This window comes from Bartonella henselae str. Houston-1 (genome assembly GCF_000046705.1).
Taxonomy (GTDB): domain Bacteria; phylum Pseudomonadota; class Alphaproteobacteria; order Rhizobiales; family Rhizobiaceae; genus Bartonella; species Bartonella henselae.
Genome location: NC_005956.1, coordinates 738,978 through 762,455, shown reverse-complemented (window position 1 = coordinate 762,455; position 23,478 = coordinate 738,978). Strand labels below are relative to the sequence as shown.

The following is a 23,478-nucleotide window of genomic DNA, read 5'->3' as shown; positions in this document are numbered from 1 at the left end:
CATTTTTAGCCTTTTAACTGATCATACTCTCTGCTTCAATGATGAATTATCATTCTGATAAAAATACTTGTTTATGTTTTATGCAAACTGCGCAGTCTTCTTCCTCTTTTCTGCAATAATCTTTTCTCTTCAAATAGCTTCCCTTTTATACAAAATTCTCTTCTTTTTATAAAAACAGCTTTTATTACAACTTCAAAACTCTCAAAAAGTAAGCTACAAAATAAATTGCAAATATCAGGATAACTTTTAATGACTCAATTACCAAGCCGCTTTCATTTTATTTCTGCGGAAACTGAGAACGCTATTAAAGCGACCAATAAATTAATTTCCGTTTACGGTCACTATTCTTTGGAAGAAACTGATGTCGTTGTTGCAATTGGTGGCGATGGAACAATGTTACAAACAGTACACAATGTTATGAACACTGGAAAACCTATTTATGGCATGAATCAAGGCGCTGTAGGATTTCTTATGAATGAATTTCATGAAGAAAAATTGCCAAATCGCATTGCTGTCGCACATAAAAAGGAGATTCATCCCCTGCGTATGATTGCAAAAGCTGAGTGTCAAGGAACTATTGAAGCACTCGCCATCAATGAAGTATCTCTCTTTCGTCAATCTTACCAGGCAGCAAAAATTCGTATCAGCATTGATAACAACGTGCGTATGGAACAATTAAGTTGCGATGGTATCCTCGTTGCCACACCAGCAGGATCTACCGCATATAATTTATCAGCGCAAGGACCTATTTTGCCTCTCATGGCTCCCCTTATGGCGCTTACTCCCGTTAGTCCTTTTCGTCCTCGTCGCTGGCATGGAGCATTGCTTCCTAACACGGCAATAGTACGCTTTGATATGCTCGAATCTGACAAACGTCCTGTAAATGCAGCAGCCGATAATGTTGAAGTTAAATCTGTCTATTCAGTTACTATTTCAACGGCAAAAGAAGTAACAGTCTCAATCCTTTTTGACTCTAACCATTCATGGGATGAACGTATTTTATCAGAACAATTCCTCTATTAATTATTGTATTATGCTCTCTATGCGTGTATGTCCGTTATAGTTGACTTTTTTATGAAGGCATCTTACCCCTCTCTATAATGTAGGATACTTAATTTACTAAGAATTTGAAAAGCGAAGTTAAAATCGCAGAGCAATTGATAGAAAAATGACACCACCTTTAAATAATTTTGATGATTTAGGTCTTTCTGCAAAGGTTATCAAGGCAGTAAAGTCAGTTGGATACACTGTTCCAACACCTATTCAGAGTGGTACAATTCCACATGTACTACAGAGAAGAGACGTTTTAGGAATAGCCCAAACAGGAACTGGAAAAACAGCCTCTTTCGTTTTGCCTATGCTAACTCTCCTTGAAAAAGGCCGTGCAAGAGCGCGTATGCCCCGTACTCTCATACTAGAACCAACACGGGAACTTGCAGCCCAAGTTGAAGAAAATTTCGATAAATACGGAATAAATCATCGTTTAAATGTTGCTCTGCTCATCGGTGGCGTGTCTTTTGAACAGCAAGATCGTAAACTTGAAAGGGGAGTTGATGTTCTTATAGCAACACCAGGACGTCTTCTTGACCATTTCGAACGCGGTAAATTGCTCTTAATGGGTGTTGAAATTCTTGTTATTGATGAAGCTGATCGTATGTTGGATATGGGTTTTATTCCTGAGATTGAACGCATCTGTAAGCTAACCCCCTTTACGCGTCAAACTTTGTTCTTCTCCGCAACAATGGCGCCAGAAATCACAAAACTAACAAAGCAATTTTTACATTCTCCTGTGACTGTTGAAGTTACAAAAGCATCCTCGACAGCTAGCACAATTACACAACGGCTCGTCAAATCTGGAAATAAGGCATGGGATAAAAGAGCTGTTTTGCGAGAACTTATCCACAATGAAGGTGATAAACTTAAAAATGCTATTATTTTTTGTAACCGAAAGAGAGATATCTCTGAACTTTTGAGATCGCTCATTAGACATAATTTTAGTGTAGGGGCACTTCATGGCGATATGGACCAATATTCTCGTATGAGTACATTGGCTGACTTTAAAGACAACAAAATCACACTTCTTGTCGCCTCTGATGTGGCTGCACGAGGACTTGATATTCCAGCCGTAAGCCATGTCTTCAATTATGATGTTCCTACACACGCTGAAGACTACATTCATAGAATTGGTCGTACAGGACGTGCAAATCGTAGCGGAAAAGCTTTTACGATTGTCACAAAAACTGATCAAAAATATATAAATGCCATTGAAGAAATAAGCAACGAAAAAATTGAATGGCTTACTGGAGATCTCTCTACTTTAACAACCACTGATCAAAAAGATGATATCATTTTAAAGAGAAAATCTCCAACATCGTCAAAGAAAACTGCTCAAAAAGAGCGTTCTGTTCATACCCAAAAGTCCTTGAAAGATGATAAAGTTGGTTATATGAAAGCCACGAATAATAAAGTCAATCTCCTTCAAAAATGTCATTCTCGAAAAAATAAAAATCATACTCCCTCTGGATTTGGTGATGATATACCGGCATTTATGCTCATAAAAATCCGCACTTAAAATAGAAATTTGCTTCTTTGAATAGAGAAAATCACCTACAAAACCCTCAAACCAATACAATAAGGGGTATTCGTTTTTATTCCCCTTGTATAATCAGTCTTTCTATTACTTTTTCACGCCCTAAGAGCTGTAAAATTTTTCCCATTTCAGGTCCATGATCCATTCCAGTAAGTGCCTGACGTAAGGGCATAAATAAAGCTTTTCCTCTACGACCTGTTTTTTCTTTTAATGCCACCGTCCAAACTTTCCAACTTTCCTCATTCAATGTACCTTCGGGCAATAAATTAAGTGACTGACGAACGAATGCGCGATCCTCAAGTGCCACTGTATCAAAGTTCTGTTCATCATGAAGCATTTTCCACCACAAAACAGCATCATTCACTTTATTAATATTGCTTCTTATTGCGTTCCAAAAACACTCCACCTTTTCTCCATTAATAGAAAGATTTTCAAGACGCTTTTTAACTTCTTCATAGGTTAACTCATGGACAAAATGACTATTCAAAGTAAGAAGATCAGCAATATCAAATTTTGCAACCGATCTTGACGTATCTTGCAGATTGAAATGCTCTAAAAGAACTGCTTGATTAGGATAAGGATGAACATTTTGTGATGTTCCAATCAAAACAGCAAGACACTGAACAGCTATAGATTCAAATCCATCTGCCCGTAGAGAGTGGATAGAAAGATCATTGTTTCGTTTTGAGAGCCCTTTTCCTAAAAGCGTAGTCAATAAATTGATATGACCAAAAGTTGGTAATTTGGCATTGAGGGCTTCAAAAAGAGCAATCTGCGCACCTGTATTTGTAATATGATCATCCCCACGAATAATATGCGTAATAGCCATATCTATATCATCAACCACAGAAGGCAGTGTATAAAGGTAGCTTCCATCTTCACGAATGAGAACAGGATCTGAAAGAGAAGCCAAATCTATTGTCTGCTTTCCCTTTACTGCATCGTTCCAGCAAACTTCTGTTCGCTTTTTTTGTAAAGGATCATTTTCAAAATTAGGAAGAAGAAAACGCCAATGCGGTTTACGACCTTGTGTTTCAAATTCTCTTTTCTTTTCTGGTGTCAATTTCAATGCAGCGCGGTCATAGACAGGAGGCAATTTGCGTGAAAGCTGGATTTTGCGACGTCGATCTAATTCTTCTGCTGTCTCATAACAGGGATAAAGAAGACCACGTTGTTTGAGAATTTCTGCAACTTCATCATATCGATTAAATCTCTTAGATTGATAATAAATCTCATCTGGTTGAATACCAAGCCATTCAAGATCAACAGCAATAGCATCAATATATTCCTGTTTAGAACGTTCAACATCCGTATTATCATAGCGCAAAATAAATGTTCCATTATGCGCTTGCGCATAAAGCCAGTTGAACAAGGCAATACGGATATTGCCAATGTGAATATAACCTGTTGGAGAAGGTGCAAAACGAACTTTTATCATAAAAATGCTCAATTTTTATTATTGCGAAAACGATTGACAATGGGATAACGGCGATCGCGTCCAAAGTTCTTGTAACTGATTTTTACGCCAGGGGCGGATTGTCGCCTTTTGTATTCGGCACCATAAATAAGATGTTCAATTTTCTCAACTGTTTCTCGTAAATACCCACGTTTAATAATATCACAAACACTCATGTCATCTTCTATAAGAGATTGCAAAATATCATCCAGAATAGGATAAGGTGGAAGGGAATCTTCATCTTTTTGATTTTCTCGAAGCTCTGCGGAGGGTGCTTTTGCTATAATATTGGGGGGAATTACAACTCCCTCTGGTCCCTTCAAATTTTGCAAGTGATTTTGATTGCGCCACTGAGCTAATGCATAAACCTGCGTTTTATAAACATCTTTAAGAGGATTAAAACCTCCATTCATATCACCATAAAGTGTTGCATATCCCACAGCCATTTCCGATTTATTGCCTGTTGTTACCACCATTGAGCCAAATTTATTCGAAAGCGCCATCAAGATAACGCCGCGTACACGACTTTGAAGATTCTCTTCTGTTACATCAGATGGCAACCCTAAAAAAACAGGTGCCATCGTCTTCAAAAAAACTTCAACAGGTTGAACAATCGGTATTATTTCATAACGACATCCTAAAAGATGTGCACATTCTTTAGCATCTTTTAATGATTCTTGTGAAGTATAATGATAAGGCATCATTACAGTGCGGACCTTCTCAGCGCCAAGAGCATCAACCGCCATTGTCGTACACAGAGCTGAATCAATTCCTCCTGAAAGACCAAGAATAACATTCTGAAAGCGGTTTTTATTGACGTAATCTCTCAAACCCAAAACACAAGCTTGATAATCAGCAGCTAACCCATTGAGAAGAGTTTCATTTGGACCAGAAACACATTGCCATCCAGCCGTTTTTTTTTGCCAATGACTCAAAGCAATATGATTTTCAAAATGTTTCATTTGAAACACCATTTTGCCTTGTCCATTCAACGCAAAAGAGCCTCCATCAAAAACCAGCTCATCTTGACCACCAACTTGATTAGCATAAACAATTGACAGACCGGATTGAAGAGCTTGCGCACGAACAACTTCTATCCTTTTTAGTATTTTATTACGATGGTAAGGAGATCCATTAAGGACGAGAATAATCTCAGCTCCTTTATTGGCAAGTTCTGCACACAGAGAGAAATCATTCCAAATATCTTCACAAATCACTATTCCTAGTTTTAACCCATGATAGACAATAGGCTCAGGGCGTGGACCAGAAGAAAATACACGCTTTTCGTCAAATTCAGCATAATTAGGTAGATCAAATTTTAAGCTTTCGGTAACTATCCGTCCTTCATCAAGAAGCACAACGCCATTGTAAATGTTATCACTATGCCTTAAAGGAAGACCAATGACTATTCCTGGCCCTCCTTTTGTTAGCTTTGCTAATTTTTTAACAGCATCTTCACATGCTTTAGTAAAAGCAGGTTTCAAAACGAGATCTTCCGGTGGATAAGCACTTATAAAAAGCTCAGTGAATAATACAAGGTTAGCACCTTCTTCTTTAGCCTTTTGATGCGCCATTACGGCAAGAGAAAAGTTTCCCTCAATATCACCAACTATAGGATTTAATTGGGCAACTGCTACCCGAAAATCATTTTTCATAAGCCTTTGTACCATTTCATCCGTTTGGTAACCACAACTCTGTTTTACTTATTGAAAACATTCCTTTTTCAAAAAAACTCTGCTCTTATAAAAATCTACATAAAAATGTTATGCCATTTTCTATCTAACCGTTTGCGGCAAACACTAATGGTTCCGTATCACGATTTTTCTTCAGGAGTTCAGCTACAAGAAAAGCTAATTCCAACGCTTGATCTGCATTTAATCGTGGATCACACTGCGTATGATAACGATCAGATAAATCTTCTACAGAAATAGCACGTGCACCACCTGTACATTCAGTTACATCACGACCAGTCATTTCAATATGAATGCCCCCTGGATAAGTTCCCTCTCCATAATGCACTGAAAAAAAACTCTCCACCTCTTTCAAAACATAATCAAAGGGGCGTGTTTTGTAGCCATTGACAGTAACTGTATTACCATGCATTGGATCGCATGACCATATCACCTTACGCTTCTCACGTTCAACTGCGCGGATCAATTTAGGCAGATAATTCTCAACCTTATCATAACCAAAACGTGTAATGAGTGTTAATCGCCCCGGTTCATTTTCAGGATTTAGAATATCAATCAATCTCAAAAGCTCATCAGATTCAATGGAAGGACCACATTTTAATCCAAGTGGATTTTTAATACCGCGGCAATATTCAACGTGAGCATGATCAATCTGACGTGTACGATCGCCAATCCATAACATATGGCCAGACGTTGCATACCAATCTCCAGAAGTCGAATCAATCCGTGTTAAAGCCTCTTCATAACTAAGCAAAAGTGCTTCGTGACTGGTATAAAAAGATGTTTCACGTAATGAAGAATTCGTTTTGGAACTAATTCCTATGGAACGCATAAAATCAATCGCCTCAGAAATACGCTCTGCTAGCATTTCATAACGTTCCCCCTGTGGGCTATTAAAAACGAAACTCAACATCCATGCGTGAACATTTTCTAAATTAGCATAGCCCCCTTGTGAAAAAGCACGCAATAAATTAAGTGTTGCAGCAGATTGACGATAAGCCATAGACATTCTTTGCGGATCAGGAATACGAGAATTCATATCAAACTCAATGTCATTAATAATATCCCCTCGATAAGAAGGAAGCTCAACACCTTCTTTACTTTCCATTTCTGAAGAGCGTGGCTTTGCAAACTGACCGGCAATACGACCGATTTTAACAACTGGCTTAGAACTGCCAAAAGTTAAAACAATCGCCATTTGCAAAAATACACGAAAAAAGTCACGGATATTATCAGCTTCGTGCTCTGCAAAGCTTTCTGCACAATCTCCACCTTGCAATAAAAAAGCCTGACCTCTTGCAACGGTTGCTAATTCATTTTTCAAATCACGAGCCTCACCCGCAAAAACCAAAGGAGGATAACTTCTTAGCTTTCGTTCAACATCTGCTAAAACAGATTTATCAGGATAAGTCGGAACTTGTTTAACTGGCCTTGCTCTCCAGGAGTCTGGCGTCCATTTTTTTATCATTATATTCTCTCCAGAGGCTTAAGCTTACAACTCGTCACGCCAAAATGCTTTACGCTCTACCGCAATATACACTGCTGTTCAATTGTCCAGTTTTTCCCCATTTTCATACACATAACTTGGTTTATACATCGTTACCAATTCTTCTGACATCGTTGGATGCACTGCCATAGTTTTATCGAAAATATCCTTCGTTAGTTTTCCCTTGAGAGATATGCCAATAAGCTGTGCTATCTCACCAGCATTTTCCCCTAAAACATGGGCTCCCACAACAATACGGCTTTCACCATCAACAACAAGCTTCATAAACATTTTTTCCGGACTCCCGGAAAGAACATTGCGCATAGGACGAAAAACTGTACGATAAATCTCGACACGCTTATAACGATGGAGTGCATCTTCTTCTGAAAGACCAACCGTTCCAATTTCGGGCTGTGAAAAAACCGCTGTTGTGATTAGATCATAATCAGGTGTCGTGGATGTATTCTCAAATGCATTCTTAACGAAACACATTGCATCATGAATAGCAACAGGTGTCAATTGAATATGACCTGTTACATCACCAACAGCCCAAATATGAGATACATTTGTCGTCATTTTTTCATCAACAACAACTGCACCAAATTCATTCACTTTAACGCCTGCGCGCTCAAGTCCTAAACCCGTTGTATTCGGCACACGCCCCGTAGCCAACATAACTCGATCGGCACAAATCGTTTGTCCATTTGTTAAAACAACATTATAACAATTCTCTGTAGACTGAACTTGAGAAACAGTTGCTTCATAGATAATAGAAATCCCTTTTGCAACCATTGCATCATTAAGCAACTGACGCAAATCATAATCAAAATTACGAAGAATTAAATCACCACGATGGAGGAGCGTTGTTTTTACACCTAATCCATGAAAAATGTTAGCAAATTCAACGCCAATATACCCTCCCCCAACAATGACTATTGATTTTGGTAGTTTTTCAAGATCAAAAATTTCATTGGAAGTAAGACATAAATCACTCCCTTTTATGGCAGAGTTTGATACAATTTTTGCCCCCGTGGCAATTAAAATTTTTTCTGCGCTTATCCGTTCACCTGTCACAGAGAGTTCTAATGTATGCTCATCCACAAAAACAGCACGACTTTCATAAATATGAACATTGCTATTTTGTAGCCCCTCGCGATAAAGTCCTTCTAATCTTGATATTTCTTTATTTTTAGCCGCAACCAATTTTTCCCAGTTAAAAATTGGATCAGCGTATTTCCATCCAAAACCAATACTTTTACTAAACTCTTGTGCATATTGTGATGCATAAAAATAGAGTTTTTTGGGGACGCAACCACGAATAACGCAAGTTCCTCCTATACGATACTCTTCTGCTATTGCAACACGCTTGCCGAGTGCTCCAGCAAGGCGTGCAGCACGCACTCCACCAGAACCACTTCCAATAACAAACAAATCAAAGTCAAAAGATCCCACAAACTATTCCTTCTTATATGTCCTCAAACAAGAGGCTCTTGTCATTTATATTAAATGAAAATCCTTTTTTATTTTCCAGTATCATTTTTTTCTATAAAGCAACATTCTAAAAAGATTTACTTTTATTAAAAACGGCGGAAAAAATTGCCACTTAAAAAAATAAATAAAGAAGCATTCATATTATAAATGATACCACTTAAGCTATTTGGGATTTACTGAAGAGCTCGATTTTGTAGGCGTAATGGAATTTTCCAAATGAAGTGTTTCAGACATCTCTTTTTTTACATTTTTTACAAGATCCTGCATAATACTAGAACGCCATGCATCAAATGTGGAATAAGCATCACGTGCGATACTCGGAACTTCTGTCAAAAATTTTTTACCAGTATCAGAACTATAGAATGCCGTGATTGCATCAAGCTCTTCTTGAGTAAAATATTTTGCATATACTTGAGCAATTTCTTTTTCTAAATCAGAGCGCCGCTTCACCAAAGCAAGTGCCTGCTTATCAACAATCTCAGAAATAGCCGTTGCCAAATTCGGATCATCGCCTATTAGTTCATTTTTGAGATCACGTGCTGCAGTTGGTAAAAAGCTATCAAATTGATCAGTGGCATGAATAGCATTGATAGCCTTTCTCGCTGAAATTAAATGCTTGGCACTCACACCTTGTGCATGAACTATTCCAATATTCATAAACATAATAGCAACTGCACCAAAATATCCTATAAAACGCTGAAAAGAAAATATTTTTTCCATTTAATGATTACCCCGATAATTAATTGCAATTCAAATTTATTATTTTACCCAAAGCCTTAAACTTCCCTTTATATTACGCTGACCTAGAGACATGTAAACTGTCTTACCTAAAAATCAAACGGTTCTAAAACTTTTATCTGACTATCCGCCATCGCTACAATTGCACGTGAAGCCAATCCCAAAAAAAGACCATGCTCAACAACACCAGGAATTGCAAGAAGTGCCTCCGATAATAATTTTGGCTGTAAAATGCGTCCCCAAAATGCATCAAAAATGAAATGACCACCATCTGTTTTAAAAGGATCGTCGCCATTCATTCGTAATGTAATTTCCCCCGAAAGTCCTAAATTATCAGCTGCTTTTTCAATGGCGATGCGTGTAGCATGTATACCAAACGGATTAACTTCAATCGGCAATGCAAAAGCACCAAGCGTTTTTACCATTTTTGTTTCATCCGCGATGACAAACATTGCACGAGAAGCCGATGCTACAATTTTTTCATGCAACAATGCTCCACCCCCTCCTTTAATAAGAGTCATCTCTGGACCAATTTCATCCGCCCCATCAATATCAAGGTCTAGTTCAGGTATTTTTTCTAAGGTGCTGATAGGCACGCCAAATTTATGACAGAGTTGTTCAGAATACTGCGAGGTTGCAACACAAGTCACGCGCAGACCATTCGCAACACGCTCACCAAGAAGAGGGATAAACTCATTTACTGTCGAACCAGATCCGATACCAAGCCGCATATCATCTTCAACAAATTCAAGTGCTTTTAAAGCCGCCATTTTTTTTAATTGCTGAACATTCATGAATTATTTTACCTTTTACCAAAGCAGTGACATTTACTACAATTCGATAACAAAAAGTAACCTCTTGCCTCACTCTGCCATATAATTTATTCGTCACCTTTTGGTTGAAGAAATATTAATTGTTATAAAAAATTATTATAATAATAAAATAGAATAATTAACAATTTTATCTTTTGATAAAATTTATTGACATTTTTCATATTCAATAAAAATTGTTAGCTGAGTTCTCACTATTGATAAGATGCACACATAAAATGTTTCTACAAAATTATAAATTATTCAGATCTCAAAAAAAATGTTTATTTTTTGAGAAACTGTGAACAATTGAGCAGCTCTAATACAATTGATAATCCCATAAAAAATAACAAAGCCTCAATAAAAATGTGTCTATTATTTCCTATTCTATTTTTTTCTAGACGTGAGAAAGGATGGAGAATGCAATAGGTTGTAAGATTTTTGTGAATACTGCCTGTGATTATTCCACGGTCTATAAAACCCAACCGAGGACCAAATGATCTCTCCACTTTTAGTCATCATAACACTCCCTCGTGATAACAATTGTTGGGGAGTGAATATTATTTTCATCTTCTTGTTGCATGTTGGATCACTCATTGAAAATGTCTTAATTATGATGTCTGCTTCTACACATTGATCTATTTCTCCACGCAACACTATTACTTTTAACCCATTTGCTAACAAGGATACACACGCATGATTATCACACACAAACTGTTCATTAAACGAAGGGCCATATTTCGTTGGCTTGATTATTTCATTCACACGAAATGATTTTTTCCATATAGATGTCGTAAATTTAGAAATACGGTAATGATCAATATATAATTTCCTTTCACTGATAACACCTACGACCCTCATATTTTCTGCTATAATGAGTTGTACAGGTGAATACACTAAGCAAACATAAATACCAACCAAAATAAAAAAACTAAAAAAAAACCTGAGAGATGTTTTGCAAAAAATCAATCCAACCAAACCTATACTGAATAAAACCAAAGCGGATAATGGCATAAATCCAGGATTCAAATCAGGAGAAATAGATGTGACAGCATGAGCAATTTTTATCACAAAACCAACACCAAAACCCATAATTTGAAGCGGAAACCATTCAAGCCCCCAACACATTGCAAAGGCTGCAATTAATCCAAAAGGTATGATGAGGATTGATACTATCGGCAAAGCTAAAGCATTGCTTATGATGCTAAAAAATGCAATATTGGAAAAATGATAAACAGCATAAATTCCGCTGGCAATCCCTGCTACAAATGAAGATGCACATATTGAAAGTATCGATAAAAACGCAAAATAAATCACTCCAGCTCCAACATAAGAAGATGTTGTTTTTCTTTTACGAAAAAATGATCTCCCATTCCACCAATCAAAAAATGCAATCAAAGCCGCGGTTGCTGAAAAAGACATTTGAAAGCTGGGGCCTAATATTTCGTGTGGCATAATAGCCAGAGTTATCAAACCCGCAATAGAAAAATTACGCATTGTTACAGCAGAACGATTAAACAGTACGGCAATCAACATAACCGCAATCATCACAAAACTTCTCTGTGCTGATACAGCTATACCAGAGAGTAGCAAATAAAAAGCTGTGATCATTAATGCTATAATGGCAGCGAATTTTTTAGCGGAATAATAGGATGAGAAAACTGGAAAAAGTGCTAAAAAACTACGGATGATCATAAAAACTATGCCACTTAACAGAGTCATATGCAAACCTGATATTGATAAAATGTGCGCTAATCCAGCTGTCCGCAATGCTTCATTTATGTCATTTGAAATACCACCCCGCTGTCCCGTTATAAGTGCAGCCGCAACGCTACCCTTTTCCCCATCAATTGTCATACGGATTCTTTGTGTCATGTTCGTCCGTAAATTTTCAATTTTCTGTAAGACTATAGCTAATATGCTATCGGGCTGCGAAACTGATATTTTGATTGGTTTTCCAAGATAGATCCCCTGCGCACCAATTCCTTTAAAATAATTATGGAAACTAAAGTCGTAACCTCCTGGATGTACCGGCCCAGATAATGCACGGATCTTGACTTTCCCATATAACCCATCTCCAATTGCCAATCCATGCGGTAAACGCCTTGCTGATAAACGAACACGATGAGGTTCATGATGTAATACTGGCTTTTCTGTACTTAAAACATCTAGAACTAAACGAAATTGCTCTCTTTTCCTTTTTTCAATAGAAACAATTCTTCCTGTTAACGTAGTAACTATGTCACCACTCAACATTGGTGTAGAGATACGCCACGTTTCTATTTTTGCAGCCAAAGTGCCTAAGACAATACAAAACAAATATCCTGTGGTGATCCATATTCTCCGATAAAAGCGTAAAATATAGAGTATTCCAAGTAAAATACCAACCAATACACCCAATTGCTCCCAACTTGGCTCTCGCTCTAACCTAAAATAAAAAATGATGCCTATGGAAAAAAAGACTAAAATCAACGAAAAAAGAAGCCCAGAAGAGATTTCTTTGTTTATGCAATCTATCAACCACCTCCCAAAAAAAGTTATTGCTTTTTTTAAGGGTGTAAATAAAAAAATCTTTTGTTTGTTACAATTGTCGTTCTTTACATCATAAAAGGTAGACAAAATATCATGCAATATCAGACGTAATTTTTTTCTTTCTGATACATTCCTTATGGACAAACCATCCTTAACTTCACCTCGATGAAACATCCGCAAATCCCCAATCCCCACTTTACTTGCAATACGGCTATTGCACACCCTATCACCTATGCTAACATAACCTCTCCATAAAGTTCTATAAATAACATCTTAATTTTAAAGGAAGATATCCGTGCCTGTTATTACCCGCTTTGCCCCTTCACCAACAGGATTCCTCCATATCGGAGGCGCCCGTACTGCTCTCTTTAATTGGCTTTATGCAAAACATACTGGTGGAAAAATGCTCCTACGAATTGAAGATACAGATCGAGAGCGCTCAACAGAAGCAGCTGTAAAAGCTATTATAGATGGTCTCCACTGGATGGGACTTAGCTATGATGGTGATCCTATCTCGCAATTTGAACGAGCAGAACGCCACCGCCAAGTCGCTGAACAACTGGTAAAAGATGGAAAAGCTTATTATTGCTATGCCTCTCCTGAAGAATTAGCTGAAATACGTGAAAATGCCCGAGCAGAAGGCCGCCCCCCGCGTTATGATGGACGTTGGAGAGAGCGTGATATATCGAAAGCTCCTAAAGATATAAAACCTGTTATTCGCATCAAAGCACCACAAGACGGCGAAACAATTGTGCATGATCGCGTTCAAGGTGATGTTCGCTTTCCTAATAAAGATCTGGATGACTTTATTATCTTACGTTCCGATGGTTCACCCACTTATATGCATGCCGTCGTCGTTGATGATCATGATATGGGTGTAACACATATCATACGTGGTGATGACCATCTCACAAATGCAGCCCGCCAGACAATCATCTTCAATGCAATGGGATGGGATATTCCTGTTATGGCACATATTCCACTTATCCATGGTGAAAATGGCGCAAAATTATCAAAACGGCATGGCGCACTAGGTGTCGCTGCTTATCGAAAAATGGGATACCTTCCTGCTGCTTTGCGCAATTATTTAGTCCGTCTGGGATGGAGTCATGGTGATGACGAACTTATGTCAATCGAAGATATGATTTCCTGGTTTGATATCGATGATATTAACAAAGGCGCAGCACGTTTTGATCTCAAAAAGCTCGACGCCATCAATGGACATTATATACGCATGAGTAATAATCAAGACCTTTTTGATGCTGCTCTTCATATTTTAAAAGAAATTGAAGGTGGATTACAAATTATGGAAAGGCTTGATGAACAACGTCGTGCTCAATTTCTAAAAGCTATACCAAATTTGAAAGAACGTTCAAAAACACTGTGCGAACTCATTGACAATGCCTCCTTCATTTTTACAAAACGTCCATTACAGCTTGATGAAAAAGCACAAACGCTCCTAGACAAAAATGGCCTCGCTATTTTAAAAGTTATTTATCTGGCTTTGAAAGCTTGCCCTTCTTGGGATGTAAAAAGCTTGGATGAAACTCTTCGATCTTATGCACAAACACAAGATCTCAAATTTGGATCTATTGCTCAACCACTTCGTGCAGCTCTCACAGGACGCCTAACATCTCCGGGAGTCTTTGATGTCCTTGTTTTATTAGGACGCGATGAATCTCTTAACCGTATTAATGACCAACTTGTCACAACCGCATGCTCATTGCATACAAATCAATGTATTTAGTCCAATGAGAATATACTTAATCACTCTGGGGATCCAGAATAGATGCCTCAACGCAAATTAAAAGTTATCATCTTTTTCAAATAATCGAAATACATGTTTGGCAAAATTGCAAATAAAAATATTTTTAGATTGCATGTACCAACTTTTAGAGTAAATCTACTCTCACATAATAGAAAAAGCTTCATTTATACCCCTCCCTCTCTGATGAAGCGGAATCTTGATTTTCAAGGAGAAGGATCTGAAAGGAATAGCTTATGTCTAAGAATAAAGCGCACATTACTGTGAATGATAAAAAAATAGAACTCTCCGTGCGTAAAGGTACACTTGGTCCTGACGTTATTGAAATTGCTTCTCTCTACAAAGAAACAGATACTTTTACTTATGATCCTGGCTTTACCTCAACTGCTTCGTGTGAATCGAAAATCACTTATATTGATGGTAATGAAGGAATTTTGCTTTATCGTGGTTATCCTATTGACCAATTGGCTGAAAAAGGAGACTTTCTCGAAAGCTGCTATCTTTTGCTTTACGGTGAACTGCCAACAAAACAAGAAAAAATTGATTTTGATCGCTGTATTATGCAGCATACGATGGTTCACGAACAGTTTGCAAGATTTTTCCATGGTTTCCGTCGCGACTCTCATCCTATGGCCGTCATGATTGCATGTCTTGGAGCTATGTCTGCATTCTATCACGACTCTATTGATATTACAGATCCTCAACAGAGAATGATCGCTTCTATTCGTCTCATTTCAAAGGTCCCAACTCTTGCCGCTATGGCCTATAAATATAGCATTGGACAAGCATTTGTTTATCCACGTAATGATCTTAGTTACGCTGCAAATTTTCTCCGTATGTGTTTTTCTGTTCCTTGTGAAGAATATAAAATTAATCCGGTGCTGACTCGAGCTATGGATAGAATCTTTACTCTTCATGCAGATCATGAACAAAATGCTTCGACATCCACTGTACGTCTTGCAGGTTCATCAGGTGCTAATCCATTTGCATGTATTGCAGCAGGTGTTGCATGCCTTTGGGGACCAGCTCATGGTGGAGCTAATGAAGCATGCCTAAAAATGTTACAAGAAATAGGTTCTGTTGAAAGAATTCCTGAATTCATTGCACGTGCAAAAGATAAAAATGATTCTTTCCGCCTTATGGGTTTTGGTCATCGAGTCTATAAAAATTATGATCCACGCGCAAAAATCATGCAACAAACCTGCCATGAGGTTTTAAAAGAATTGAACATTCAAAATGATCCACTTCTTGATATTGCTATCACGCTTGAAAATATTGCTCTAAATGATGAATATTTTATTGAAAAAAAACTTTACCCTAATGTCGATTTCTATTCTGGCATTACATTAAAAGCTCTAGGATTTCCAACAGAAATGTTTACTGTTCTTTTTGCATTAGCACGCAGTGTCGGCTGGGTTGCGCAATGGAAAGAAATGATTGAGGATCCTGCACAAAAAATTAGCCGACCACGCCAACTCTACACAGGCTACGCTGCGCGTGAATATATCCCTATAGACAAGCGTGTAAACTAAAAATAAAGTAACCCCTCATTAAAGCTTCAATAAATTGGAGCTTTAATCAGAATCAATTGTCTAAAATCAAAGTGTTTTTACAAACCTTGATTAGAAAACTCTTTTCATAACTATAACACCATCATAATCCAACAATTATGATAAAAGTTTTCTGATGGACTTTATTTGATGAATTAATGGAATCAAAAACGCTCTTCTTTCAGATTAGCAATATATTTGTAAAATAAAAAACTTCGATTAATGATTCTACTCAATTAGATACGTATTGCTCACCGCTCCATCTGTAAATTAAAAAACCATTATCCACATATGAAAACTCAGTGATAATAAGAATTTCGTTCTCTCCTTCCCCTAAAACAGCATCGTAAAAAAATTATCCAAGTGCTATTTTCAACTAAAAATGCCTTTTTCCCTTTTTCTATAAATTAGAAAAAGATTTAAAGCCCAAGCCTATTATTGAAATTTTTCTATAAAAAACCAACCACCACAAGAAGTATGGTCGTATATGCCTATCATAACCACATACAAAGAATCTTTCTGAAACCATCTATTAGCAATAGACTTCTTTTACGAGTAAAATATCTGTATCTACCAAAAATAATTGATTTTGTATGTTCCTCGATATGTAGACAATTTAGAAAAAATGATTTTATTTAAAGAGTCTTTTTTCAAAGTTAAATTCTCAATTTTTCTCAATTTTTCCTATATTAGTCTTGAATAAGAATAGATAATTTTTTTAAATAATGATACCCTTGCAATAATAATAAAATGAATCCCAATAAATTTTTTATATTGCTCTTAGAAAACCTTACAGATTATAAAATACATGATGATTTAATATTCTCTCGCTTATCTGATAGGAGAACATAATGAAATTATTAGCTGTAGCCCTCATAACAAATTTAGTACTGTTCACCCAATTGGCCAATGCTAAAACGCTGAAAATTGCAAGTGATGCTTCCTATCCCCCATTCAGTTACGTCAACTCAAATAACGAGCTTCAGGGTTTTGATATTGATATATCTTATGCACTGTGCAAAAAAATGAATGTCGAGTGTACTATCGTCACCCAAGACTTTGAGGGAATGATTCCTGGCCTTCTTGCAAAAAAATACGATGCTATCATTTCTTCTCTCGCTCCTACAGAAGAGCGCTTACAAAAAATTGACTTCACAGACGCATACTACAGTACAGAATTGGTTGTAATCGTTCACAAAGATTCAGGAATTAAAGAAATCTCGGCAGAAGCTTTTAAAGATAAGAATCTTGGTGTACAATCAAATACAACACAAGCTGTGTACGCAGAAGATCATTATGCAGCTGAGGGTGTGAATATCAAACTTTATCCTACAGCAATAGAAGTTAAACGTGATCTTTTAAGTCATAGGCTTGATATCGTCATCTCTGATAAACTGGCAGCAGTAAACTGGCTAGAAAATGAAGAAAAAGATTGCTGTCAACTTCTTGGTAGTCTGAAAAAAACAAAACTGCCTATCGCAATTGCTATACGCAAAAATAATAACGATCTTAAAAATAAGTTCAATGAAGCAATAAAAGAAATCCGTGAGGACGGAACTTATGATAAAATTATGAAGAAATATTTTACATTCGATATTTATTAAAAATATCAATATAAACTAAATTTGAACAAATTATTTATTTGTAAGAAAATTTATCTAAATTTTTGTGAGGAGCACAAGGATGGCCCAAAATTTAGCATTGCTATCATTTAGCAATGGGGGGTGGGGTGTAGTTATACTTTCAAGTGCAGGGATCACTTTATCATTGGCTTTATGCTGTGGAATCTTAGGACTTCCTCTAGGACTTCTAAGTGCACTGATGATACGATCTAATATCAAAACAGCTAAAGCTATAGCTACCCTTTTTTCATCAGTATTTCGTAGCTTACCAGAGCTTTTAACTTTATTTTTAGTCTATTATGGTTTACAAAGCGTTATTCAAGCTGTTCTTGATTATTTTAATATTGAAATAATATTTAGTATCAATGCTTTTATTGCTGGTGTTCTTGCACTTAGTATGGTTCTTGCTGCTTTTTCTTGTGAAGTTTGGCTCGGAGCATTCAACATTTTTGACAAAGGTCAATATGAAGCAGCTAAAGCTCTAGGACTTTCACGCTCAACCACATTTTTTCGTGTTGTCTTTCCTCAACTTATTCGAAATGCCTTGCCAGGACTTTCTAATAATTGGCTCACTTTACTTAAAGATACATCACTTGTTTCAACCATTTCACTTGTTGACCTTATGCAACAAACGAATTTAGCAGTCGCTGCTACCAATGAGCCTATGTTATTTTATCTTGTGGCATGTTTACTCTATTTATTATTTTCAGCGTTTTTTTCCGCAATCCTACATTATCTTGAAACACGCACTCAACTAGGATATCAGAAGGTGTTAGTCTGAGATGATTCCAGAGTGGCTCTATTTCCTTTTCAATCCTGCTCTCTTGAACCGTTATGGACTGAAATTTATTGATGGATTTCTTGTTACTTTTGAGCTAGTTTTTATTGCTTGCTCTCTTGGTTTTTTTCTCGGTATGTTTATTACATTTGTGCGTTTATCAAATAATAAGCTTTTGCGGTATTTTGCACATGCTTATGTTTATTTTTTCCGTGGATCTCCCTTATTAGCCCAACTTTTCCTTTTTTATTATGGACTTGGTTCAATGAACAGCTTTTGGCAACAAGTTGGTTTATGGTGGTTTTTCCAAAACGCATGGTACTGCTGTATTTTCATTTTTGCACTTAATTCCGCTGCTTATCAATCTGAAATCTTTAAAGGAAGTTTTTTATCAGTAAAAGCTGGACAAATTGAAGCATCAAAAGCTCTAGGGCTAAGCAGCTCTACAACATTTTTTAAAATTATTCTTCCGCAAGCAATGGTTGTAGCGTTACGTCCCCTAGGAAATGAATTTATTTTAATGATTAAATCCAGTGCCATTGCCTCACTTATTACTATTTATGATTTAATGGGGATTGCTAAACTCACTTATTCACGTACATTTGATTTTCAAGTTTATATTTGGGTTGCTCTTATCTATCTTCTTGTCGTTGCCCTTGTTCATCGTTTTATCATCGCGATTGAACGCCACCTCACCCGATATTTACGATAAACAAAAATGATCAGAAAAATTTTTACCACTAAAATATTAAATTAATCAATTTATTCATCAATGAAAGAATATAAAAGATGAATTTGAAAAATAATAAACTTGTCCATACCACTAAAAGCCCAGTAATCTCTATTCGAAATTTAAATAAATGGTATGGAAACTTTCATGTGCTCCATGATATTAACCTGGATGTAGAAATTGGACAACGCATCGTTATTTGTGGGCCTTCTGGATCAGGAAAATCAACTTTGATTCGTTGTATTAATCAATTAGAACAAACACACAAAGGTTCAATTTGTATCCATAATATTAATATCCATACGGCTCCTATACACCAACAAAAAACTGTTCTGCGCAAAATAGGAATGGTTTTTCAGCATTTTAATTTATTTCCCCACATGACTGTTATGCAAAATTGCATTTTAGCACCTATGACAGTTCAAGGACTTTCTAAACAACAAGCAAAGAAACGGGCAATGCATTATTTGACACAAGTTGGAATTGAAAAACATTGTGAGAAATATCCTTTACAACTCTCTGGTGGGCAACAACAGCGTGTTGCAATTGCGCGTGCACTTTGTATGAAACCTGAAGTAATGCTTTTTGATGAACCAACATCAGCTCTTGATCCAGAAAGTGTTGGAGAAGTTTTAGAAGTTATGGTTCAATTAGCAAATACAGGCATAACAATGCTGTGTGTCACCCATGAAATGGGTTTTGCTCGAAAAGTTTCAGAAAGAATACTTTTTTTAGAAAATGGAAAAATTATTGAAGATACAGCATCTGATGAATTTTTTATCAATCCTAAAAGTCAACGTGCTCGTGATTTTCTTGCTAAAATTAAACACTAATTATTAACATTGATTTATCTACGAGAACTTTAAAGATCCTGATCTCTTTTTGAGAAGAGTAACAATTGTTTGAGCAGCAATGACCCCAGATGGAACTTCAGTCTTCATTTTCTGTTCTACCATCTCAAAAACATCGAGCTGTGCCTGTCGTAATAAAGGATTATATAAAAGTTCTTCTATCTGCCTTGCTAACATGCCAGGACGTAGAAATTCATTAAAGTATTCCGGCACAATAGGCTTATCAGAGATAATATTTGGAAGAGCAGCACTCCATAACATTATTTTGGGAAAAATGAATAATTTAGAAAAACGATCAAGTTTATAGCAAAGAACCATGGGAATTTTTGCTAATGCTAATTCAAGTGAAACCGTTCCAAGTGCTGCAAGTGCAACATCAGCCTTCGAAAAAGCATGCCATTTTGCATCTTCATCAACAAGAATTTCTACTTTGTTTTTCCAGCTTTGTACAAAAGCACGAATTTCATCCACAAAATGTGGTAAGGTTGGCAAAATAATATGTAAATGAGGAATGCGTTGTATAAGAATTTCTACTGCTTCTCGAAAAATCGGCATTAAGTAGCGAATCTCTAAATTGCGTGATCCTGGCAAAATAACTAATGTAGGCGATGACGTTTGTTTAGCAAACACATGTTTTTTTTCTGATTGGTGCCTTTTTTTTGATTGGATAGTCAACAGTGGAGGATAAGTCAAAAGACGATGTCCGACATAAGTAGTGGGTGGACCTCCCAAATCTTGCATAATCTTTTTTTCAAAAGGAAAAACCGCCAAAACATGATCAACAAATTTACGCATAGCTTTAGCGCGCTCAGGACGCCATGCCCAAACTGTTGGTGCAATATATTTAATGATAGGAATAGAAGGTGCTAAAACATGCACTTTTTTTGCAACACGATGGGTAAAATCAGGGCTATCAATAATAATTAAACAATCGGGTTGTTCTTTTGCAATAAATTTGGATAAATTGTGAATATGTATCAATAATAATGGCAATTTTTTTAATACTGTGCCTAAACCAATTAAAGCAATATCTTGAAAATCAAAAAAGCTTTTTAAACCTAATGCCTTTAAATGCCTTCCCCCAACACCAATCAAATCAATTTTGCATCCTGTCTGTTGTGATAAACAAGAAATTAAATCTGCTCCAAGCAAATCCCCAGATTCTTCGCCTGCAACAATAGCAATTTTTAAGAAACACTTATTCATGATCAAACTTTTCAAATGTTTCTATAAACAAGGAATATTTGTTAGCTTTTTCTATTGTTGTTTTCACTGATAATATCAGACTTCTGTTTGCCTCCACCGCAATGCCAGACAATCCACTCTTTGCAATATTCATTATTGTCATAGGGCCAATTGATGGCAAATCAACGCGATGATCTTGTTGTGGTTTTGCACATTTAACAAGAACACCACCTTTAGGTGGAATTTGTCCTCTTTCTCGCATTTCACAAACTCGCCATAGCATATTATCAGTTCCCTCTGCTCCCTCAACCGCAATCACCCTTCCATTGATAACAACTGCTGCTTGCCCTATATCTAGACGACCTAAAAGCTTTGCTGCTTCTGCTGCTAACAAAATATCTTTTTTCTCTTTTCGCGTAGCTCGCCGCAATGTTAAATCAAATTCTCTTGGAGCTAAAAGATTTGGGACTATCTCATGAGCACCAATAATACAAAAACCATGCGCTTCAATAATCCGTACAAAGGCTTTTAATAATACATCATCCCCTCCCTTCAAAGCTCCAATTAACTTAGGAAGAGCTAAAAATGTTGTCCAATCGAATTGTAATTGCTTAAGAAGTGGCCGCCTTTTCACACCACCGGCCAAAACAATATTACAAATCTCAGCTGCCTTTAAGATTTTAACGAGACGCGCTAACTCTACAATTGATAACTCACAATGTTCATAGCGATAAAGCAAAGCATCTGCTTCATCACGCAAAAGTACAAGAAAAGGATTCTGCCCATTTTTTTCAAGTTCTTGAGCAATAGTGATAGGTAGAACACCATTTCCTGCTATAATAGCAGTACGGCCGGAAAGAAAATTTCTCGCACCAGAGACAGACATTTTTAATCCTTATTTTCTTTTATTCTATCACCTTCAAATTTGGGAGTACAATAAAAACGTTTTCCTTTTTCTTTAATAAAATTAACTACATCAACAACAGACTGAGAAGCGGGATAGAAAGAAGCAACATCGCTGACACGCTCTTTAAACGGCTTACTGTGATCAAAAAGCATAGCAACCGCATGGCGTAATGCATGAATATCTTTACGCTCAAGACCTGCGCGTTTCATACCAATAATATTTAACCCTGCAAGTTTTGCCTGCACACCAACAGCTGTTCCATAGGGAATTAAATCGCCAACCAGTGCCGATACACCACCAATAAATGCATGATGACCAACACGAACAAATTGGTGAACAGCAGCACCACCACCAATAATAACATAATCGCCAACAGTAACATGCCCAGCGATCATCACATTATTTGCAAATGTTACATTATTCCCCACACGGCAATCGTGAGCGATATGGGCATAACAAAAAAATTGGCAATTATCACCCACAATTGTCATTCCCACACTCGAATCAGAGCCTCTATGCATTGTTACGCCTTCACGAATTGTACAATTTTTACCAATAGAGAGAGTTGTATAACCTCCCTTATGTTTATTATCTTGCGGTTCTGCTCCCAAAATTGCATGTGAAAATACTTTACTATCGGCTCCTAACGTTGTTTTCCCCATTATCACAACATGACTCATCAAGCTGCATCCATCACCAATAACAGCCTCTGAACTAATATGACAAAACGGCCCAACGAATACATTCTCACCAAGCTGCGCTCCCTTCTCCACAAGAGCAGTTGGATGGATTTTCGTACCGGACATTTTTAAATTCCCATCAATATCGTTTACTCTTTCTCGAGAATCATCGCAGCAATTTCCGCTTCAGCAACACGGACACCCTTTACTTCTGCAATACACGAAAAACGCCTCATGCCAGATCGCTTTTTTAAAAGCCGAACATGGATCTTTAGCTGATCACCAGGTATAACTGGCTTACGAAACTTCGCATTATCAACAGTCATTAAATAAACCAAATTTGTTTGCTTATTCCCTAATCTTAAAAGTGAAATTGCTCCTGCTGTTTGTGCCATAGCTTCCAAAATCAACACGCCAGGCATGACAGGTTTTGCAGGAAAATGCCCCACAAAATGCGGCTCATTAATGGTTATATTTTTAATACCAATAGCTTCTTGCTCACCATCAATTTCAACAATCCTATCGATCAATAAAAACGGATAACGATGCGGTAATATTGAAAGCAATTTTTCAATATCTAAAGTCTCTAAACTTCTAGTTCCTTCGGTGGTGATCAT

At 36.9% G+C, this 23,478-nt stretch carries 19 protein-coding genes; 8 read left to right on the top strand and 11 right to left on the bottom strand.

The genetic code is table 11. The features are described from left to right. Positions 1-249 precede the first annotated feature (249 nt). A complete protein-coding gene (locus tag AYT27_RS03350; RefSeq protein ID WP_011180572.1) occupies positions 250-1,023 on the top strand; it encodes an NAD kinase in 774 nt (257 codons plus the stop codon). 145 nt (positions 1,024-1,168) lie between these two features. After that, positions 1,169-2,572: a DEAD/DEAH box helicase gene (locus tag AYT27_RS03345; protein WP_011180571.1), complete on the top strand. Its 1,404-nt coding sequence runs from the start codon at positions 1,169-1,171 to the stop codon at positions 2,570-2,572. 76 nt (positions 2,573-2,648) lie between these two features. Here the strand turns inward: AYT27_RS03345 and gltX (AYT27_RS03340) are convergent, their stop codons facing one another. The 7 genes from gltX (AYT27_RS03340) to AYT27_RS03310 form a co-directional block, all read right to left on the bottom strand. Continuing rightward, complete coding sequence (gene gltX / locus AYT27_RS03340) at positions 2,649-4,028, bottom strand: glutamate--tRNA ligase (RefSeq protein WP_011180570.1); 1,380 nt, start codon at positions 4,026-4,028, stop codon at positions 2,649-2,651. A gap of 8 nt (positions 4,029-4,036) precedes the next feature. Continuing rightward, entirely contained in the window at positions 4,037-5,701 is a 1,665-nt protein-coding gene (locus AYT27_RS03335) for an NAD+ synthase (protein ID WP_075320631.1), read from the bottom strand. Between the two features lie 124 nt (positions 5,702-5,825). Continuing rightward, positions 5,826-7,205, bottom strand: coding sequence for a class II 3-deoxy-7-phosphoheptulonate synthase (locus AYT27_RS03330; protein ID WP_011180568.1), 1,380 nt, complete (start codon positions 7,203-7,205; stop codon positions 5,826-5,828). A 78-nt stretch (positions 7,206-7,283) separates the two neighbouring features. Continuing rightward, the gene (gene gor, locus AYT27_RS03325) at positions 7,284-8,675 is read right to left on the bottom strand and encodes a glutathione-disulfide reductase (protein WP_011180567.1); all 1,392 of its coding nucleotides are present in this window, start codon (positions 8,673-8,675) and stop codon (positions 7,284-7,286) included. Between the two features lie 201 nt (positions 8,676-8,876). After that, complete coding sequence (locus tag AYT27_RS03320; RefSeq protein WP_011180566.1) at positions 8,877-9,434, bottom strand: DUF2059 domain-containing protein; 558 nt, start codon at positions 9,432-9,434, stop codon at positions 8,877-8,879. Positions 9,435-9,541: 107 nt separating this feature from the next. After that, the gene (gene rpiA, locus AYT27_RS03315) at positions 9,542-10,246 is read right to left on the bottom strand and encodes a ribose-5-phosphate isomerase RpiA (protein ID WP_011180565.1); all 705 of its coding nucleotides are present in this window, start codon (positions 10,244-10,246) and stop codon (positions 9,542-9,544) included. Between the two features lie 402 nt (positions 10,247-10,648). Then, positions 10,649-12,967 (bottom strand): ComEC/Rec2 family competence protein, encoded by a 2,319-nt coding sequence (locus AYT27_RS03310; RefSeq protein ID WP_011180564.1) that lies wholly within the window; start codon positions 12,965-12,967, stop codon positions 10,649-10,651. Positions 12,968-13,088: 121 nt separating this feature from the next. On the opposite strand from AYT27_RS03310, the gene gltX (AYT27_RS03305) reads away from it, so the two are divergent. From gltX (AYT27_RS03305) to AYT27_RS03280, 6 genes are all read left to right on the top strand, one after another. After that, on the top strand, positions 13,089-14,540 hold the full coding sequence (gene gltX, locus AYT27_RS03305) for a glutamate--tRNA ligase (RefSeq protein ID WP_011180563.1): 1,452 nt from the start codon (positions 13,089-13,091) through the stop codon (positions 14,538-14,540). 254 nt (positions 14,541-14,794) lie between these two features. After that, positions 14,795-16,090 (top strand): citrate synthase, encoded by a 1,296-nt coding sequence (locus AYT27_RS03300; protein WP_011180562.1) that lies wholly within the window; start codon positions 14,795-14,797, stop codon positions 16,088-16,090. 869 nt (positions 16,091-16,959) lie between these two features. After that, positions 16,960-17,712 carry a transporter substrate-binding domain-containing protein gene (locus AYT27_RS03295; RefSeq protein WP_011180561.1) on the top strand — a complete coding sequence of 251 codons (753 nt, stop codon included), beginning with the start codon at positions 16,960-16,962 and terminating at the stop codon, positions 17,710-17,712. 79 nt (positions 17,713-17,791) lie between these two features. Next, positions 17,792-18,511 carry an ABC transporter permease gene (locus tag AYT27_RS03290; RefSeq protein WP_011180560.1) on the top strand — a complete coding sequence of 240 codons (720 nt, stop codon included), beginning with the start codon at positions 17,792-17,794 and terminating at the stop codon, positions 18,509-18,511. 1 nt (position 18,512) lies between these two features. Beyond that, positions 18,513-19,220 carry an ABC transporter permease gene (locus AYT27_RS03285; RefSeq protein ID WP_011180559.1) on the top strand — a complete coding sequence of 236 codons (708 nt, stop codon included), beginning with the start codon at positions 18,513-18,515 and terminating at the stop codon, positions 19,218-19,220. Positions 19,221-19,297: 77 nt separating this feature from the next. Next, positions 19,298-20,071, top strand: a complete 774-nt coding sequence (locus tag AYT27_RS03280; RefSeq protein WP_011180558.1) for an amino acid ABC transporter ATP-binding protein — start codon at positions 19,298-19,300, stop codon at positions 20,069-20,071. Positions 20,072-20,089: 18 nt separating this feature from the next. On the opposite strand, the gene lpxB is transcribed toward AYT27_RS03280, so the two are convergent. Genes lpxB through fabZ form a run of 4 tightly spaced genes read right to left on the bottom strand, consistent with a single transcriptional unit; the run spans position 20,090 to position 23,478 of the window. Continuing rightward, the gene (lpxB, locus tag AYT27_RS03275; protein WP_011180557.1) at positions 20,090-21,295 is read right to left on the bottom strand and encodes a lipid-A-disaccharide synthase; all 1,206 of its coding nucleotides are present in this window, start codon (positions 21,293-21,295) and stop codon (positions 20,090-20,092) included. Beyond that, positions 21,288-22,160 (bottom strand): LpxI family protein, encoded by an 873-nt coding sequence (locus tag AYT27_RS03270; RefSeq protein WP_011180556.1) that lies wholly within the window; start codon positions 22,158-22,160, stop codon positions 21,288-21,290. The genes lpxB and AYT27_RS03270 overlap by 8 nt, the downstream gene beginning before the upstream one ends. Positions 22,161-22,162: 2 nt before the next feature. Further along, positions 22,163-22,987, bottom strand: coding sequence for an acyl-ACP--UDP-N-acetylglucosamine O-acyltransferase (gene lpxA, locus AYT27_RS03265; protein WP_011180555.1), 825 nt, complete (start codon positions 22,985-22,987; stop codon positions 22,163-22,165). 23 nt (positions 22,988-23,010) lie between these two features. Then, positions 23,011-23,478, bottom strand: a complete 468-nt coding sequence (gene fabZ, locus AYT27_RS03260; RefSeq protein ID WP_011180554.1) for a 3-hydroxyacyl-ACP dehydratase FabZ — start codon at positions 23,476-23,478, stop codon at positions 23,011-23,013.